Source organism: Mesorhizobium sp. WSM4845 (assembly GCF_055811455.1).
The window spans coordinates 71,664-87,160 of record NZ_JBVVQA010000025.1 but is presented as its reverse complement, the minus strand read 5'-3'; the positions used below and the strand labels follow the sequence as shown (position 1 = coordinate 87,160).

The following is a 15,497-nucleotide window of genomic DNA, read 5'->3' as shown; positions in this document are numbered from 1 at the left end:
AATGCGGTTCCTGTTCTATACCCATTCGGTCGTTTCCGACTGGAACCACGGCAACGCACATTTCCTGCGCGGCATCATGCGGGAGCTTGTTGCACGCGGGCACCAGGCGATCGCGCTGGAGCCAGCAGACGGCTGGAGCCGTTCGAACCTGCTGGCAGAGAAAGGGCCCTACGCGGTCGAGCGCTTCAGAAAAGATTTTCCGGAGCTGATGTCGGTGACCTACGACGCGTCCTTCGACCATGAAGGCTGGATTGCCGACGCCGATGTGGTGATCGTCCACGAATGGACCGACCCGGACCTTGTCGCGCGCATCGGCAGGGCCAGGGCGAATGGAGGCGGTTTCACGCTTCTGTTCCATGACACCCACCATCGCGCCGTCTCGGCGACGCAGGCGATCTCGGCTCTGCGGCTGGAGCAATATGACGGCGTGCTGGCTTTCGGCGAGGCGTTGCGGCAAAGCTATTTGCGCGCCGGCTGGGGCAAACGTGCTTTCACCTGGCACGAGGCGGCGGATGAGCGCCTGTTCAAGCCTCACCCGGAGATCGACCCGACTGCCGATCTGATCTGGATCGGCAACTGGGGCGATGATGAGCGCAGTGCCGAAATCAAGGAATTCCTGATCGATCCAGTCGAAGAACTTGGCCTGCGTGGCACTGTTCATGGCGTGCGCTATCCACGCGAAGCGCTCGCCGATCTTGCCGCCGCCGGCCTGAGTTACGAAGGCTGGATTGCCAATGCCGACGTGCCCAAGGCATTCGCGGCCCACCGCGTTACCGTCCACATCCCGCGGCGCCCATATCGGGAGACCCTGCCCGGCATCCCGACGATCCGCATGTTCGAGGCGCTCGCCTGTGGCATCCCGCTCGTTTCGGCGCCTTGGGCCGATGTCGAACAACTCTTCAGGCCAGGCATCGACTTTCTTTTCGCGCGCGACGGTTCCGAGATGTGCCGCCATCTTCGCGACGTGCTGGACGATGCTGGCCTGGCCGCCTCTCTGGTGAGATCCGGCCTCGAAACCATCGGGAGGCGACACACTTGCCGGCACCGGGCGGACGAGCTGTTCGACGTGCTCGCCGAATGCGGCAACCGCCAAGCCATCGATCGCATCGCCAAAGAGGAGACAGTCGCATGAAGATTGCATTTTATGGATCGAGCCTGCTGTCGTCCTATTGGAACGGCGCGGCGACTTATTACCGCGGATTGCTGAAGGCTCTTTCTCAACTTGGCTACGAGATCACGTTCTATGAACCGGACGTCTACGACCGGCAGAAGAACCGCGATATCGAGGCACCGGACTGGTGCAACGTCGTCATCTACGAGGCGACCCCGCATGCACTGATGCAGGTGGCAGCAAGCGCCGGCAAAGCCGACATCGTCGTCAAGGCGAGTGGAGTGGGCTTCGAGGACGAGGCGCTGCTGCGCGCCGTGCTCGACCACGCCCGTACGGATGCGCTTACAGTGTTCTGGGATGTCGATGCACCGGCCACTCTTGGCCAATTGCGCGACGAGCCGGATCACCCGCTGCACCACGCTTTGCGGGAGATCGACCTTGTCCTCACCTATGGCGGCGGCGACCCGGTCGTCTGGGCCTATCGTGCGCTGGGGGCTGCCGAATGCGTGCCGATCTACAACGCCCTCGATCCCGAAACGCACCATCCGGTCGCGAAGGACAAGCGTTTCGCCTGCGACCTCGCCTTTCTCGGCAACCGCCTGCCGGACCGTGAAGCACGCGTCGAAGCCTTCTTCCTCGATCCGGCCAACCGTTCGGGCGATCAGCGTTTCCTGCTCGGCGGATCTGGTTGGGGTGACAAGCAGCTGCCGGCAAATGTCGCATGGCTCGGCCACGTCGGGACGCGGGACCACAATGCGTTCAACGTCACCCCCAAGGCGGTGCTGAACATCAGCCGCGACAGCATGGCCGCCAACGGCTTTTCGCCTGCCACGCGCGTCTTCGAGGCTGCCGGTGCCGGCGCATGCCTCATCACCGATGCCTGGCTCGGCGTCGAATTGTTCCTGGCCCCCGGGGAAGAGATCCTGGTGGCGCGCGATGGTAATGATGTCACTGAGATCTTGCGCACCCTCACCCCCCAGCGGGCAAGGGCGATCGGCGCATCTGCGCTTCGGCGTGTTCTCGCCGAGCATACCTATGCGTTAAGGGCCGCTGTCGCCGACGCTGTCTTCAGGCGTCATTTCGAGCGCCCCACCGTGGAGGCAGCGGAATGACCCAGCGGCTCGACATCGTCTTTCTTGGCCTGTCGTTGTCCTCTTCATGGGGAAACGGCCATGCCACGACCTTTAGGGGGTTGCTGAAGGGCCTGCACGAGCTCGGCCATCGCGTCACCTTCCTGGAGCGCGACGTGCCGTGGTATGCGAACCATCGCGATCTGCGCGACCCGGATTTCTGCACGTTGCGCTACTACGAAACGACGAACGATCTTCGTCGGACCTATGCCGGCTGTCTGCAACAGGCCGATGTCGTGGTGGTCGGGTCGTTCGTTCCGGAGGGGCGAGCCGTCATTGACATCGTCGCGTCCCTGTGCACGGGCCAGTTCTGCTTCTACGACATCGACACGCCGGTCACGCTGGCCAAGCTCGCCGCGCATGATTGCGATTATCTATGCCGGCGGCAGATCCCGTATTTCGACGTCTATTTCTCGTTCACCGGCGGGCCAACACTCGCCCGATTGGCGGCGGACTTCGGTGCACGGTGCGCCGAGCCGCTCTACTGCTCCGTCGACCCGGAGCGGCATCGCCGAACGGCCGATCCGATCCGCTGGGACCTTGGCTATCTCGGCACTTACAGCTCGGACCGGCAGGCGACGCTGGATGCTCTCCTGCTCGAACCGGCAAGACGCATGCCGGACCGTCGCTTCGTCGTGGCCGGCTCGCAATTCCCGTCCGAGACCGTCTGGCCAAGCAACGTCGATCGCATCGAGCACCTGCCGCCGGCGGACCACGCCTCGTTCTACAGCCGCCAGCGCTATACGTTGAACGTCACGCGCAGCTCCATGATAGCGGCTGGGTGGTCTCCCAGCGTACGCCTCTTCGAGGCGGCGGCCTGTGGCACAGCGATCATCAGCGATCGCTGGACCGGTCTGGACAGCTTCTTTCCGACAGCCACGATCAACACGGCGGGCCAAGCCGAAGACGTGATCGATATCCTGTCCAGCCAATCCGACCGCGTCAGGCTTGCTTTGGCCAAGCGAGCGCGTGCAACGATCCTGGCGGCACATACAAGCGCCGCGAGAGCCCGCGAATTCGTTTCGCTGCTGGCGCGGCCAAGATCGACACGTCCAGCGCTCGATCTGAACATCGAAAGTGCAGCATGACTGGTAGACAGGAGAAAATAGAGATGCGGCAATCAAGAAGGACACAACGGACCAGAACGGCGCTTGTCGCCGGCGGCGCGGGTTTCCTCGGTTCGCATCTTTGCGAGACACTGCTTCAGGCCGGGTGCCGTGTGATCTGTGTCGACAATTTTCTTACCGGTCGGATGGAAAACATCGTCTCGATGCTGGACAGTCCTCGTTTCCGGCTAATCGAGCAGGATATTTGCCGACCATTGGACCTTGCTGAGCCGGTCGACCGCATTTTCAACCTGGCGTGCGCCGCATCGCCGCCGCGCTACCAGGCTGACCCGATTCACACCACGCGGACCTGCGTGATCGGAACCCTCAATCTACTTGAGCTTGCCGCCCGAAACAATGCGCGCCTCCTGCAGGCATCGACAAGCGAAGTGTATGGCGATCCGGAACAGCACCCGCAAACGGAAGACTATGTGGGTCACGTGAACTGCACCGGTCCTCGTGCCTGCTATGACGAGGGCAAGCGAACCGCCGAAACCTTGTGCTTCGACTATTTGAGGACCGAAACGGCCGACATCCGGGTCGCGCGCATCTTCAACACCTATGGTCCGCGGATGGATCCTGCCGACGGCCGGATCGTCTCGAACCTGGTGATGCAGGCGCTCGAGAAGAGACCGCTGACGATTTTCGGCGACGGGCTGCAGACCAGGTCGTTCTGCTACGTCTCCGATCTGGTCGAGGGTGTGGTCCGCCTCATGGATGTCGATCCCAATCCGAGCCAACCGGTCAATTTGGGCAATCCCGGGGAATTCACCGTTCTTCAACTGGCCGGATTGGTGAGGGATATGACCCACAGCAACTCGGCCTTCAAATTCCTGCCACTGCCGCAAGACGATCCTCGCCGGAGGCAACCGGACATTTCCCGTGCAAAAGCCCTTCTCGACTGGTCGCCAAAGGTGCCACTCAAGCAAGGCCTGATGCAGACGATCAGCTATTTCATGGAACTCGAGGCCAGCCGTAACGAGGATCGAATCTCCCCAGTTGCGACAAGCGTGAGGTCCGTTTCAGGTCGACTGCAAAACCTGCCGGCCTGAAGTCGGGGAGAGCTATGCCCTCGGGCATGGTGAGACCATCCCGACAGGCGTCTTCACTTTTTCTCGTTGTGGGAACATCCGGTCTAGCTCGCCGTTGGGCGAATATCGGCAGGGAGAACGGACCCGTGCATCGAAAACGATCCGCCAGGGACATCGAGCAAATGGCAGAACGGGAAGCGGCTGCCTTTCTGAGACGTGCCTCGATCACCTACCTCGAATGCTGTGTGAGCCTGATGATGACGCATCTTGAGCGCGAGGAAGTGGCCACCATCCTGGAAAAAGAAGCGGATATGCTGCGAACGCTCGATTGAGGCGCGCGTCGCTCAGGCTTCGATCGGCCCAGGCAACGCAAAATACATGGCGCAGCTTTGATCCGAATAGAGGTTGGTGATTTTTCCAGGTCGCAAGGAACATTCCTGGCAGCTGACAGTTCGGCGCGAGGAACTTACCTTCAACAGCGATGGCGGCGGTTTCGTGGGATCGAAAAAGGTACGGATTGGAATAGCCGGCGTCGGCAATTGCGCGTCTTCCCTTGTCCAGGGCCTCTCATACTATCGGGACGCCAGCGGCAATGAGCCGATACCGGGCCTGATGCATGCTGATCTCGGCGGCTATCATGTCGGCGACATCGAGGTGGTTTGTGCTTTCGACGTCGCCAAGGGTAAAGTCGGGCGCGATGTGGCGGAAGCCATTTACAATGCGCCCAACAATACCTTCCGCTTTGCCGATGTTGCGGCAACCGGCGTTCGCGTCGAGCGCGGACCGACACTTGACGGCATCGGCAAATATCTGCGCGATGAGATCGAGGAGGCAGAAGAACCGGTCGCGAATGTCAGCGCGCTGCTTCGGGAAAGCGGCGCCGACGTACTGGTCTCATATCTGCCGGTCGGCTCGGAAGAAGCCACGCGTTTTTATGCAGAGTGCGCGCTCGAGGCCGGCTGCGCCTTCGTCAACTGCATACCGGTCTTTATCGCATCGCGGCCGGAATGGCGCCGGCGCTTTGAGCAGCGCGGTCTGCCGCTGGTCGGCGACGATATCAAAAGCCAGGTCGGCGCGACGATCGTGCACCGGTTGCTCGCCAATCTGTTCCGCGAGCGCGGCGTCCGCATCGACCGCACCTACCAGCTGAATTTCGGCGGCAACACCGATTTCCTCAACATGCTGGAACGCGAGCGGCTGGAATCGAAGAAAATCTCCAAGACGCAATCCGTAGCCAGCCAGTTCGACGTCCCTCTGGAGGCCGGCAACATCCATGTCGGCCCCAGCGACCATGTGCCCTGGCTTACCGATCGAAAATGGGCCTACATCCGCGTTGAAGGCACGACGTTCGGCGGCGTGCCGCTGAATGCAGAGCTCAAACTGGAAGTATGGGATTCGCCCAACTCGGCCGGAGTCGTTATCGACGCTGTCCGCTGCGCCAAACTGGCGCTTGACCGCGGCATCGCGGGGGCGCTGACCGGCCCTTGCAGCTATTTCATGAAGTCGCCGCCCGAGCAGTTCACCGATGCCGAGGCACGCCTGCGCACGCTGTCTTTCATCGCCGGGAGGGACGAGCCGATGCTTGATGCCGCGGAATGACGACGACGTTCTTCTTGATCCGCCATGCGGCGCACGACAGTGTCGGCGACTATCTTGCCGGACGCATGGCTGGAGTTTGCCTCGGCGAAACCGGCAGGGCACAAGCCTCGCGCCTTGCCAGCCACATGGCGCCGCGGCCGCTGGCGGCCATCTGTTGCAGCCCGCGCGAACGAACACTGGAAACCGCAAAACCGATCGCAATCGCCTGCAATCGCGAGAAGATTACAATCCGCCAGGAACTCGATGAGATCGACTTCGGCGCGTGGTCGGGCAAGACCTTCGAAGAGTTGAGCCAGGACGCCGACTGGCTGACGTGGAACAGTCAACGCCAGCAGGCGAGGACGCCCGGCGGCGAGACAATGCTGGACGTCCAGCAACGTGTCGTCTCGCTGATGCAGCAGCTTCGCAAACCCTACCAGAACCAGTCCGTGGCACTGGTCAGCCATGCCGACGTGATCAAAGCCGCCGTCTGCAAGGTGCTCGGCTTGCCGCTGGGAGACTGTTTTCGCTTCGATATCGACCCCGCTTCGATCACCACGGTCGTGTCCGGTGACTGGGGCTCCAAGCTGATCCGACTGAACGAAGCCGCCTGACGAGGACTGCCGGATGCGTATGGTCATTTTCGGTCTCACCGTCACCTCCTCGTGGGGAAACGGACACGCGACGCTGTGGCGCGGGCTGATCCGTGCGCTCGGTCGCCTGGGCTGGTCGGTCAGCTTTTTCGAACGCAATACCCCGTACTATGCCGGCGCACGCGATCTTGACCATCTCGATGGCGGCAATGTCGTTCTCTATCCGGAGTGGGAGGACATTCGCCATGTCGCGGAACAGGCTATCGGGGAATCCGACGTCGTCATCGTCACGTCCTATTGCCCCGACGCCGTGGAGGCATCGCGCCTGGCGCAGCAGGCCTGTCGCGGGCTGAAGGTTTTCTACGATCTCGACACCCCCGTCACGCTCGCCCGGATAGAACAAGGTCTACGACCGGCCTATTACGGGCCCGAGGGCCTTCACGATTTCGACCTCGCCCTCAGTTATACGGGGGGAACCGCAATCGATGCGCTGAAAACGCTGCTGGGCGCCCGCCGAGTCTTGCCTCTCTACGGCCATGTCGATCCCGACCGACACCGGCCGGCCCAGCCCCGGGCTGAATTCGCCGGGGATTTGTCCTATCTCGGAACGTATGCGGCCGATCGCCAGGCCGGCGTCGAAAAGCTGCTGGTCCGCACGGCAGCGCGCCTGCCGGACCGCCGTTTCGTCATCGGCGGCGCCCAATATCCGCATGAATTTCCGTGGGGCGAAAACATCTTCTTTGTCAGGCACCTTCCGCCTGCGGATCATCCGGCCTTCTTCTGCTCATCGCGCCTGACGCTGAACGTGACGCGCGAGGCGATGGCCAAGAGGGGCTGGTGTCCTTCGGGCAGGCTGTTCGAGGCGGCAGCCTGCGGCGCGGCGATCGTGAGCGACACCTGGCCCGGGCTGAGCAGTTTTTTCCAGCCCGGCAGCGAGATCATCCTGGCGGACAGCACCGACGACGTGGTCGCGGCAGTCGGCTTGCCTGACAGCGAAGTCGACGCCATCCGGCGCCGAGCGCGCGAGCGGGTGTTGGACGAACACACCTCTGCGCAGCGCGCCAGGGAACTGGACCGCCTCCTGTCCGATTCATTGCCGGGCTTGGGACAGGGCTTGGCGGCGGGCGAGCCGTTGAAGGAAGCAATCTGATGTTGGGCATCGTGCCCGCCGCCGGCCGCGGCAGCCGCATTCAACCGCTCGGCTTCTCAAAGGAGCTCCTGCCGGTCGGCAGCCGCATCGACGGCCAGACCGAGCGTCCTTGCGCGGTGAGCGAGTATCTGGTGCGTCGCATGGTGCGCAACGGTGTCGACAAGATCTGCTTCGTCATCGGATCGGGAAAATCAGACATTCTCGAATACTACGCCGCCGGCTACGGCGACGCCGCCGCATTGTTTGTCGTGCAGCCCAACCCCGTCGGTCTTTGCGACGCGATCTTCCGCGCCGCGCCGCTGGTCGCGCCGGACGAGACGGTTCTGGTCGGCCTGCCCGACACGATCTGGTTTCCGGAAGATGGCTTTTGCCGCCTGCCGGACGACCGGCTGTCGTTTTTGCTCTTCCCGGTGGATCACCCGGAACTCTTCGATGCCGTCGTTCTCGACGGGGATGACCGGGTGAAGGAGATCCAGGTCAAGCAACAAGGCGCTGCATCGAACTGGATCTGGGGGGCGTTCAAGATGCCGGGCCGCATACTTCACCAGATTGCCGCGCTTTGGCGCGAGCGGGATCAAAGCGACGAATATGTCGGCACCCTTATCAACGCCTATCTGGCGGCCGGCGGTGAGGCTTGCGGCGTCAAGGCAGGCACCGCCTATGTCGACGTCGGCACGTTCAACGGCTACCGCACCGCACTTCGGCTGCTCGAGAACAACGACACTACGTTGGAGGACACGAAAAACCTCATGTTCGTGCTGCCGGGGCAAGCGCAGATACCAAGCCATCCAGGCGAAGGAGGCTAGCCATGCTGCATTCGAACGCCGAAATCCGCCGCCGCATCGATGCCCTTGGCCCGTGGTTCCACAACATGGAACTGGCGGGCGTCGAAACCGCCCCCGACCATTTCCTCGGCAATTATCCGCTGATCAAATGGCGCAAGTTCGCCGACGCCATTCCTGCCGATCTGTCCGGCAAGGCCGTGCTCGACATAGGCTGCAACGCCGGCTTCTACTCGATCGAAATGAAGCGACGCGGCGCCGGCCGCGTCCTCGGCATCGACTTCGATGAAGCCTATCTGGCGCAGGCGCGCTTCGCCGCCGAAATCGCTGACTGCGACATCGAATTCCAGCAGCTTTCGGTCTACGACGTTGGCGCGCTGCGGGAGAAATTCGACATAGTCCTGTTCATGGGCGTGCTTTATCACCTGCGCCACCCGCTGCTCGCTCTCGATCTGATCCGGGAGCACGTTGCCGGCGACCTGATGATCTTCCAGTCCATGCAGCGCGGCAGCATCGAACTGCCTGCACTCGATGAGAATTATCCTTTCTGGACCCACGATCTGTTCGACCGGCCGGAGTTTCCGAAGCTGCATTTCGTCGAGCATCGCTATGCCGACGACCCGACCAACTGGTGGATTCCCAATCGCGCCTGCACAGAGGCGATGCTGCGCAGCGCCGGCTTCGAGATCGTGCTGCACCCGGAGCAAGAGGTTTATTTCTGCCGCGCCGCCGGTGAGCCGGCCTGCGGCGGCGCCGTCTACCCGTCGAAAGGACCACTTCATGATTGAAGCTGCGATGATCTGGAACGAGCCAAATAACAAATCCCATTGGGATCCCGAACTCGACCCCGACTGGAGCCGCTTCGCCAACATGGCAATACTGGCCGCCGATGCGATCGCATCGGCAAACCCGGCCGTGACCAGGATACTGGGCGGCATTTCGCCGATCGATGCCGATTTCATGGCGCTCATGAAGCAATACGGGGTGCTCGATCATGTCGATGCCGTCGGTGTGCATGGTTTCCCACTCGACTGGAATCTCTGGCAGATTCAGGAATGGCCGCAGAAGATCGGCGAGATTTCGACCGTTACCGATCTTCCCGTATGGGTCAGCGAAGTTGGCGTGTCGAGCTTCGGGGCGGAGGAGGTGCAGCTCTGGGGTTTGCGTCGGAGCGCCGAACTGCTGCTCGGCAATGCCTCGCGCGTGCAATGGTACAGCCTCTACGATCTTCCGCGCGAATGGGGGGCAACGACGCGTCATCGCGAGGCCGAAGGCTCCTCCTACTATCGCCACTTCTACATGGGCCTGCTCCGCGAAGATGGCACGCCCAAACCCGCGCTCGAAGAATTCCTGCGTTACTTACCCGGGATGGGGCTGGTGCAATGGTTCCACTTTGAAGATCCCCGGCTGGACGACGCCGTCGCCTGGATGAAACGGCTGGGCGTCACCAATCTGCGCACCGGGCTTTCCTGGGCCGACAGCTTCAGGCCGAATGCGCTGGATTGGTACGACCGGCAGATGGAAGCACTTGCCGATTTCGACGTGACCATCACCTTCTGCTTCACGCCGGAGCACCGCGGAGTGATGCCGCATCACACCAGTCCGCCGCTGGTGCCGGAGGAATTTGCGGAGTTTTGCGCGACGATGACCCGCCGCTATGCTCCCGCCATGGCTGCCTCGCCGGTCAGAGCGGTGCGGGCTTCGGCAGCATGAGTGTGTCATGCAACACGCAGCTGACAGGTCCGGACCGCTTGCCGAATTCGCGGCCTTGTTGCTAGGTGCTGCTCCGCACCGCTCAGACGGTGCTGAGATCATGATCGTTGTCGCGCATCCGGACGACGAAACCATCGGCATCGGCGGGCATCTTGCCGGCTTGCGCGGATCTCGCATCGTTCATGTCACCGATGGCGCGCCGCGAGACCTTGAAGACGCGCGAGCATACGGCTTCGAGACGTGGCAGGACTATGCCGAGGCCCGCCATCGGGAGTTGGAGGCGGTGCTGGCGGCAGCGGGATTGCCGTCGGCGGCCCTGATTAGCCTCGGTTATCCCGACAAGCAGGCCGCCGGAAATCTTGGCTCGCTCGCACGGGAACTGACCGGCCTTTTGGCCGAGCGCGATGTCAGCTTCGTCTGCACGCATCCTTATGAAGGTGGTCACCCCGATCATGACGCGACCGCCTTTGCCGTCCATGCGGCCTGCCATTTGCTGCGCCGCGACGGACGCCAGGCACCGGCCATCGTCGAAATGGCGTTCTATTCGGCCGGGCCTGAGGGTGCGGTCCTTCAGGATTTCAACAGTCATTCCGGCAGCGAGCGCATCGAATTGCACCTTACGGAAGCGGCTTTCGAACGGAAGCAGTGCATGCTGGCCTGCCACCGGACACAGCAACGGACGCTGGCGCCGTTCACGGCGCGCATCGAACGTTTCCGGGTGGCGCCTGCCTATGATTTCCTGGCGCTGCCGAACAGCGGCAGGCTTTATTACGAGGCGCTGCCGCTCGGCTTCGAGCCGGCGGTTTGGCTTCACGCCGCGGCCGCTGCGCATGAGGAGCTTGGGCTCGACCGGCCATGACCCTCACCGTCCTGAACGTCGCCTACCCTCTCGCGCCAGTCGGCCCGGATGCGGTTGGCGGTGCCGAGCAGGTGCTGTCGATGCTCGACCAGGCACTCGTGCGCGCGGGACACGCTTCCATCGTGATCGGTTGCCAGGGCTCGAAAGCGACGGGCGTGCTCATCGAGACGCCTGCTGAACCAGGTGTGCTCGACGATGCGGCGAAGAAACGGGCACAGCGCTCTCACCGCACCGCGATAGAAGTCGCACGCGCCCGTTGGCCGATCGACGTGGTTCATCTGCACGGCATCGATTTTGATGCCTATCTGCCTGATGATGGCCCGACCCTGGTAAGCCTGCACCTGCCGCTCGACTGGTATCCCGCCGATGCCTTGCGCACGGTCCGCGACGACCTATGGCTTCACGCCGTCTCGATGGCCCAACAGAGGACCGCGCCGCCGGGTGCCAGGCTGCTGGCACCCATTCCAAACGGCGTGGATATCGATGCGCTGAGCGGTCGGCAGTTCAAGCGCAACTTCGCGCTGGTGCTCAGCCGCATTTGCCCGGAAAAGGGCATCCACCTGGCACTGGACGCGGCCAAACAGGCTGGCGTGCGGCTGATCATCGGCGGCAAGGTCTACCCTTACGAAACGCACACGCTGTACTTTCGTGACGAAGTCCAGCCGCGCCTCGACCAGCGCCGCCGCTTCCTCGGTCCGCTTGGCTTCGTCGCGAAGCGGCACTTTCTCAACGCCGCCCGCTGCCTGGTCATTCCCAGCCTTGCCGCGGAAACCAGCTCGCTTGTCGCGATGGAGGCTCTCGCCTGCGGCACGCCGGTCGTCGCCTTTCCAAACGGTGCGCTGCCGGATGTGGTCGAACACGGCAAGACGGGCTTTCTGGTCAACGACATCCATGAGATGGCGGAGGCCATCGTCGCAGCCTCCTGCCTGAATGCTGAGACATGCCGGGCCGAGGCGCGGCGGCGCTTTTCGCTCGACCAAATGATTTCGTCTTACATGGACGCCTACCAGGCGCTGGCAGGGCTTGGTGCCGGCCGCAGGCGCCTGGCGACGGTGCAGTGAGCGGCTTTCATGCTCCGCTCCGAGATCATCGACGATCCGGCCGCCTTTGAGGCGCTGGCACCGCGCTGGCGGGAGCTGTGGGCGCACAGCCGGACAGCGACGCCGTTCCAAAGCCCCGCCTGGTTGGTGCCGTGGTGGCGCGCATTCGCGCCCGGAGAGCTGGCGACGATCGCCGTCTGGCGAGGCGACGATCTGGTGGGATTGGCACCGCTTTACCTGGAACACGCAACTTGCGGGTCGAGACTGCTTCCGGTTGGGATTTCGTTGAGCGACTACCTGGATGTCCTGTGTTGCCCCGGCATCGAAGCGGCTGTCGCCGCCGTCATCGCCGACCGGGTTCTGGCGATCAATTGGTCGCAATGGATCTTACCGGACCTGCCGGCCGGTGCTGCCGGTCTCACTATCGCGCACCCTGCGCTGGAGGCGGATCAACCCGTCGACCACGCCGCTTGTCCCGTGCTGCCGATCGCTGGCGACGATGCGCTCGCGATCTGCATTCCGGCGCGGCGAAGACGCCAGTTGCGCCGCGCGCACAATGCCGCACGCCGGCGCGGCTGCGTCTCCATCATACCGGCGCAGGCCAATCTCAAAGCGTTTTTCGATCACCTGATCCGCCTTCACGGCGCGCGTTGGGCCGGGCGCGGCGACGGCGTCCTGGCCGATCCGGCTGCAGAAGAATTCCATCGGCAGGCGCTTCCCATGCTTGCCGCACAGGGTCTTGTCCGATGCTGGCTTGTTGCCATCGACGATGCGGTCGTCGGCGCCTATTACGGATTTCATCATCGCCACCGCGCCTACGCCTACCTTGGCGGTTTTGATCCGGCCTATGCCGAGGAAAGTCCCGGCGCAATCCTGATCGGTCACGCGATTGCCGAAGCGGCTCGTGAAGGGGCGCGGGAGTTCGATTTTCTGCGCGGCCAGGAGAGCTACAAGTATGGCTGGGGGGCCGTCGACCAATGGACAATGCGAAAGGTCTGGACGCGGAGCATGGCTCGATGAGCGCCACCGGACGAAAGCCATCGCCCCAGGCGGCATCGACCGCAAAAATGCTGATCGAGGAGTGCATGGCCGACGGCGCCTGCGTCGACGCCATGATTGCCAGACTGGCGCTGCGCTTCGAGACCGGGGTCGATGCCGCAGAATTGGCCGATGTGGCGCTGGAGATGCGTTCAGCCGACCTGCGAAAACGCGACAGACTGGAGCGGATCGCCGATCTGCTTCGTCACAGGCCTGACATCTTCACCACGCTGCGCCAAACAGGTGCCGCCGTCCGCCACGAACGCGATGAATGGGAAACTGACGCCGCGGTCGTCAGGCGGCTGGCCGCCGGCTTTGATGCCGCGGCGACGATTTCCCAGGCGGCGAGCGTTCAACTGTCTTCGCTGGGAGACGAGGAGAAACTCACCGCCGCCACCGACGAGATCGTCGCATGGTTGCAGCGGCAAGGCTTCAGCGGCCCCGACCAGGACATACTGGACATTGGTTGTGGCATCGGCCGCTTCGAAAGCGCACTCTCGGATGCCGCGCACCGGATCGTCGGCATCGACATATCCCTGGAGATGATTTCGGTCGCTCGTCGGCGATGTGCCGGGCTGCGCAATGTGGATCTGCGGCCGACCTTTGGTCTCGATCTCGCCGATTTTTCCAACGCAAGCTTCGATTGCGTGCTGGCTGTCGACAGCTTCCCCTACCTGGTGCTGGCTGGCCTGGCGGAGCGGTATTTCGAGGAAATTGCGCGTGTTCTGAAACCGTCAGGCGTGGCAGCACTTCTGAATTACTCCTATCGCGGATCGACGGCGCTGGATCGTGCCGATGTTCACCGCCTCGCCGAAGCCCATTGCATGCAGGTCGTGGCTGACGGCGCGAAGCCGTTCCGGCTGTGGGACGGCAATGCCTTTCTACTTGTGGCATCCGAGGGAACATTAATGCGCAATGATTGTTCGGGCGTCAAAGAGACGAGGGCGTCAAAGAGACAGGCGCACCAAACAGACAGGGCACCTGTGAGTGCCGACAATCCGAAGGAGGACTAGAAGGCATCCGGCGGCAAGATAGACATCATCTCTGCCGTCAAGATAAAGGCTCCGGCGGCCGGCGCGATGACCGATTTGGCCAAGGACAAGGTCAAGGAAACGCGGCTTTGCTTTGTCCAGCAGAGCCTGGGAAGCAGCACACCGAGCAACGCCGGCTCGACGGCAATCGGATCAACTCCGATCAGTATTACGCCGCAGATCGTCTCTCCCAAGACTGACTGCTGCAACCGCAAACGCCAATCATGACCAGTGGCCAGTCGAGGTCACGAGAGTCGAAATGTCGAGCGCACCCGGCAACAGCGCCGGGAGGACCCGAGGGGAAAGCATAGGCTTCCCCGACGAGCCCAGCAGCTTCGATACACAATGCTGTGCAAGGGACGGGCTGTGCAAGGGACGGGCAGTGCAAGGGACGGCGCTGACTGTGAGGACGCGCGAATCCTTGCAAGCTCTGATTGCCGTCACCACACTGGTGAAGGGACTGATTCGTTAAGAGAACACTATGTCTCGCTCGAGCGACGATAGCATCAGCCCGAAACTCCGGCTGGCAATAGACCGGAAGATTGCATCTCTGCTGACTGCTATCGAGCAGGAAAAGGTCCCCGACCAGCTGACCGACCTTGCGGTTCAATTGCAGAATGCGCTTGTCGAGAAGCGTCGATGCAAAGCAAAGAAACAGGACTAGCTATCGGCGCCTGTCGACTGCGAAGTTTCCCTGTGCTGCTGACAGGTGATTGCGTCGTTCCACCAATGTCTGCAAGGAACTTTCGCCGAGGTATTCCAGCACGCTGGCACGCGCTCGGTTAAGGCGGCTTTTTACCGTTCCAACCGCGCAACCGCATATTTCGGCAGTTTCTTCATAGCTGACGCCAAGGACCCCGATCAGCATCAGGACCTCGCGCTGATGCTCCGGCAACCTCTGGACCGCGTTGGCGACTTCCTTGCTCTGAACGGACCACTCCTGCGTCGCTTCCGTAATCGGGATTGCGGAGGCGCAGTCAAGCAGGCCCGGCTTTTCCCTGTCGGCGGCCTTGATGCGCGTATAATAGCTATTGCGCATGATGGTGAAGAGCCATGACTTCATACGCGTTCCGGGCTCGAACTTGTCGATGTTGGCGAGCCCTTTGGTCAATGTCTCCTGGACCAGGTCGTCGGCATCGTCGGGAACCCGGCAGAAGGTGCGGGCGAAGGCGCGCAAGGCAGGTATCAGGTCAACGATGGAAACGTCATCCGTTTCCTGGTTGGCCAAGGGGTAGCCCCTGGAGGACAATGGTCCAGCTCCCAGCAAGAAAGAGTTGATGAACGCAGACGCTAGCTAAATGCATGAAGGTTTGGATCGTTCCGGACATCGAAATA

General features: G+C 62.3%; 18 protein-coding genes. 17 read left to right on the top strand and 1 reads right to left on the bottom strand.

The window, feature by feature from the left end; all coding sequences use genetic code 11:
• The first annotated feature begins 1 nt into the window (after position 1).
• The 17 genes from AC0L2C_RS24820 (at position 2) to AC0L2C_RS24740 (ending at position 14,826) form a co-directional block, all read left to right on the top strand.
• Positions 2-1,132: a CgeB family protein gene (locus AC0L2C_RS24820; protein ID WP_128245351.1), complete on the top strand. Its 1,131-nt coding sequence runs from the start codon at positions 2-4 to the stop codon at positions 1,130-1,132.
• Positions 1,129-2,223 (top strand): CgeB family protein, encoded by a 1,095-nt coding sequence (locus tag AC0L2C_RS24815; RefSeq protein WP_128245350.1) that lies wholly within the window; start codon positions 1,129-1,131, stop codon positions 2,221-2,223. Before AC0L2C_RS24820 ends, AC0L2C_RS24815 begins: the two co-directional genes overlap by 4 nt.
• Positions 2,220-3,329, top strand: a complete 1,110-nt coding sequence (locus tag AC0L2C_RS24810) for a CgeB family protein (RefSeq protein WP_473524661.1) — start codon at positions 2,220-2,222, stop codon at positions 3,327-3,329. Before AC0L2C_RS24815 ends, AC0L2C_RS24810 begins: the two co-directional genes overlap by 4 nt.
• 23 nt (positions 3,330-3,352) lie before the next feature.
• Complete coding sequence (locus AC0L2C_RS24805) at positions 3,353-4,399, top strand: UDP-glucuronic acid decarboxylase family protein (protein ID WP_473524660.1); 1,047 nt, start codon at positions 3,353-3,355, stop codon at positions 4,397-4,399.
• A gap of 161 nt (positions 4,400-4,560) precedes the next feature.
• Positions 4,561-4,710 (top strand): hypothetical protein, encoded by a 150-nt coding sequence (locus AC0L2C_RS24800; RefSeq protein ID WP_084646751.1) that lies wholly within the window; start codon positions 4,561-4,563, stop codon positions 4,708-4,710.
• A 163-nt stretch (positions 4,711-4,873) separates the two neighbouring features.
• A complete protein-coding gene (locus AC0L2C_RS24795) occupies positions 4,874-5,977 on the top strand; it encodes an inositol-3-phosphate synthase (protein WP_091590805.1) in 1,104 nt (367 codons plus the stop codon).
• Positions 5,974-6,570 carry a histidine phosphatase family protein gene (locus tag AC0L2C_RS24790; protein ID WP_287227002.1) on the top strand — a complete coding sequence of 199 codons (597 nt, stop codon included), beginning with the start codon at positions 5,974-5,976 and terminating at the stop codon, positions 6,568-6,570. Before AC0L2C_RS24795 ends, AC0L2C_RS24790 begins: the two co-directional genes overlap by 4 nt.
• Before the next feature lie 13 nt (positions 6,571-6,583).
• Positions 6,584-7,699: a CgeB family protein gene (locus AC0L2C_RS24785; RefSeq protein WP_236378483.1), complete on the top strand. Its 1,116-nt coding sequence runs from the start codon at positions 6,584-6,586 to the stop codon at positions 7,697-7,699.
• Positions 7,699-8,505 (top strand): sugar phosphate nucleotidyltransferase, encoded by an 807-nt coding sequence (locus AC0L2C_RS24780; protein ID WP_473524659.1) that lies wholly within the window; start codon positions 7,699-7,701, stop codon positions 8,503-8,505. Before AC0L2C_RS24785 ends, AC0L2C_RS24780 begins: the two co-directional genes overlap by 1 nt.
• A gap of 2 nt (positions 8,506-8,507) precedes the next feature.
• Positions 8,508-9,269: a TIGR04290 family methyltransferase gene (locus AC0L2C_RS24775; RefSeq protein WP_027153515.1), complete on the top strand. Its 762-nt coding sequence runs from the start codon at positions 8,508-8,510 to the stop codon at positions 9,267-9,269.
• Positions 9,262-10,194, top strand: coding sequence for a glycoside hydrolase 5 family protein (locus AC0L2C_RS24770; protein WP_023801253.1), 933 nt, complete (start codon positions 9,262-9,264; stop codon positions 10,192-10,194). The genes AC0L2C_RS24775 and AC0L2C_RS24770 overlap by 8 nt, the downstream gene beginning before the upstream one ends.
• Positions 10,195-10,201: 7 nt before the next feature.
• Positions 10,202-11,053, top strand: a complete 852-nt coding sequence (locus AC0L2C_RS24765; RefSeq protein ID WP_287227008.1) for a PIG-L deacetylase family protein — start codon at positions 10,202-10,204, stop codon at positions 11,051-11,053.
• On the top strand, positions 11,050-12,114 hold the full coding sequence (locus tag AC0L2C_RS24760) for a glycosyltransferase (protein WP_473524658.1): 1,065 nt from the start codon (positions 11,050-11,052) through the stop codon (positions 12,112-12,114). Before AC0L2C_RS24765 ends, AC0L2C_RS24760 begins: the two co-directional genes overlap by 4 nt.
• Positions 12,115-12,123: 9 nt before the next feature.
• On the top strand, positions 12,124-13,113 hold the full coding sequence (locus AC0L2C_RS24755; RefSeq protein WP_023801250.1) for a GNAT family N-acetyltransferase: 990 nt from the start codon (positions 12,124-12,126) through the stop codon (positions 13,111-13,113).
• Positions 13,110-14,144, top strand: a complete 1,035-nt coding sequence (locus AC0L2C_RS24750; RefSeq protein ID WP_473524657.1) for a class I SAM-dependent methyltransferase — start codon at positions 13,110-13,112, stop codon at positions 14,142-14,144. Before AC0L2C_RS24755 ends, AC0L2C_RS24750 begins: the two co-directional genes overlap by 4 nt.
• A 66-nt stretch (positions 14,145-14,210) precedes the next feature.
• A complete protein-coding gene (locus tag AC0L2C_RS24745; RefSeq protein ID WP_287258420.1) occupies positions 14,211-14,390 on the top strand; it encodes a hypothetical protein in 180 nt (59 codons plus the stop codon).
• A gap of 253 nt (positions 14,391-14,643) precedes the next feature.
• Positions 14,644-14,826, top strand: coding sequence for a hypothetical protein (locus AC0L2C_RS24740; RefSeq protein ID WP_023801247.1), 183 nt, complete (start codon positions 14,644-14,646; stop codon positions 14,824-14,826).
• Here AC0L2C_RS24740 and AC0L2C_RS24735 read toward each other — a convergent pair whose 3' ends face one another.
• The gene (locus tag AC0L2C_RS24735; RefSeq protein ID WP_128245339.1) at positions 14,827-15,390 is read right to left on the bottom strand and encodes a sigma-70 family RNA polymerase sigma factor; all 564 of its coding nucleotides are present in this window, start codon (positions 15,388-15,390) and stop codon (positions 14,827-14,829) included. It lies immediately after the preceding gene.
• Positions 15,391-15,497 lie beyond the last annotated feature (107 nt).

Excerpts from the sequence above, each read along its gene's own strand:
- AC0L2C_RS24820 (WP_128245351.1), top strand. The coding sequence starts at position 2 with ATGCGGTTCCTGTTCTATACCCATTCGGTCGTTTCCGACTGGAACCAC.
- AC0L2C_RS24815 (WP_128245350.1), top strand. The coding sequence starts at position 1,129 with ATGAAGATTGCATTTTATGGATCGAGCCTGCTGTCGTCCTATTGGAAC.
- AC0L2C_RS24810 (WP_473524661.1), top strand. The coding sequence starts at position 2,220 with ATGACCCAGCGGCTCGACATCGTCTTTCTTGGCCTGTCGTTGTCCTCT.
- AC0L2C_RS24805 (WP_473524660.1), top strand. The coding sequence starts at position 3,353 with ATGCGGCAATCAAGAAGGACACAACGGACCAGAACGGCGCTTGTCGCC.
- AC0L2C_RS24800 (WP_084646751.1), top strand. The coding sequence starts at position 4,561 with ATGGCAGAACGGGAAGCGGCTGCCTTTCTGAGACGTGCCTCGATCACC.
- AC0L2C_RS24790 (WP_287227002.1), top strand. The coding sequence starts at position 5,974 with ATGACGACGACGTTCTTCTTGATCCGCCATGCGGCGCACGACAGTGTC.
- AC0L2C_RS24785 (WP_236378483.1), top strand. The coding sequence starts at position 6,584 with ATGCGTATGGTCATTTTCGGTCTCACCGTCACCTCCTCGTGGGGAAAC.
- AC0L2C_RS24780 (WP_473524659.1), top strand. The coding sequence starts at position 7,699 with ATGTTGGGCATCGTGCCCGCCGCCGGCCGCGGCAGCCGCATTCAACCG.
- AC0L2C_RS24775 (WP_027153515.1), top strand. The coding sequence starts at position 8,508 with ATGCTGCATTCGAACGCCGAAATCCGCCGCCGCATCGATGCCCTTGGC.
- AC0L2C_RS24770 (WP_023801253.1), top strand. The coding sequence starts at position 9,262 with ATGATTGAAGCTGCGATGATCTGGAACGAGCCAAATAACAAATCCCAT.
- AC0L2C_RS24765 (WP_287227008.1), top strand. The coding sequence starts at position 10,202 with ATGCAACACGCAGCTGACAGGTCCGGACCGCTTGCCGAATTCGCGGCC.
- AC0L2C_RS24760 (WP_473524658.1), top strand. The coding sequence starts at position 11,050 with ATGACCCTCACCGTCCTGAACGTCGCCTACCCTCTCGCGCCAGTCGGC.
- AC0L2C_RS24755 (WP_023801250.1), top strand. The coding sequence starts at position 12,124 with ATGCTCCGCTCCGAGATCATCGACGATCCGGCCGCCTTTGAGGCGCTG.
- AC0L2C_RS24750 (WP_473524657.1), top strand. The coding sequence starts at position 13,110 with ATGAGCGCCACCGGACGAAAGCCATCGCCCCAGGCGGCATCGACCGCA.
- AC0L2C_RS24745 (WP_287258420.1), top strand. The coding sequence starts at position 14,211 with ATGACCGATTTGGCCAAGGACAAGGTCAAGGAAACGCGGCTTTGCTTT.
- AC0L2C_RS24740 (WP_023801247.1), top strand. The coding sequence starts at position 14,644 with ATGTCTCGCTCGAGCGACGATAGCATCAGCCCGAAACTCCGGCTGGCA.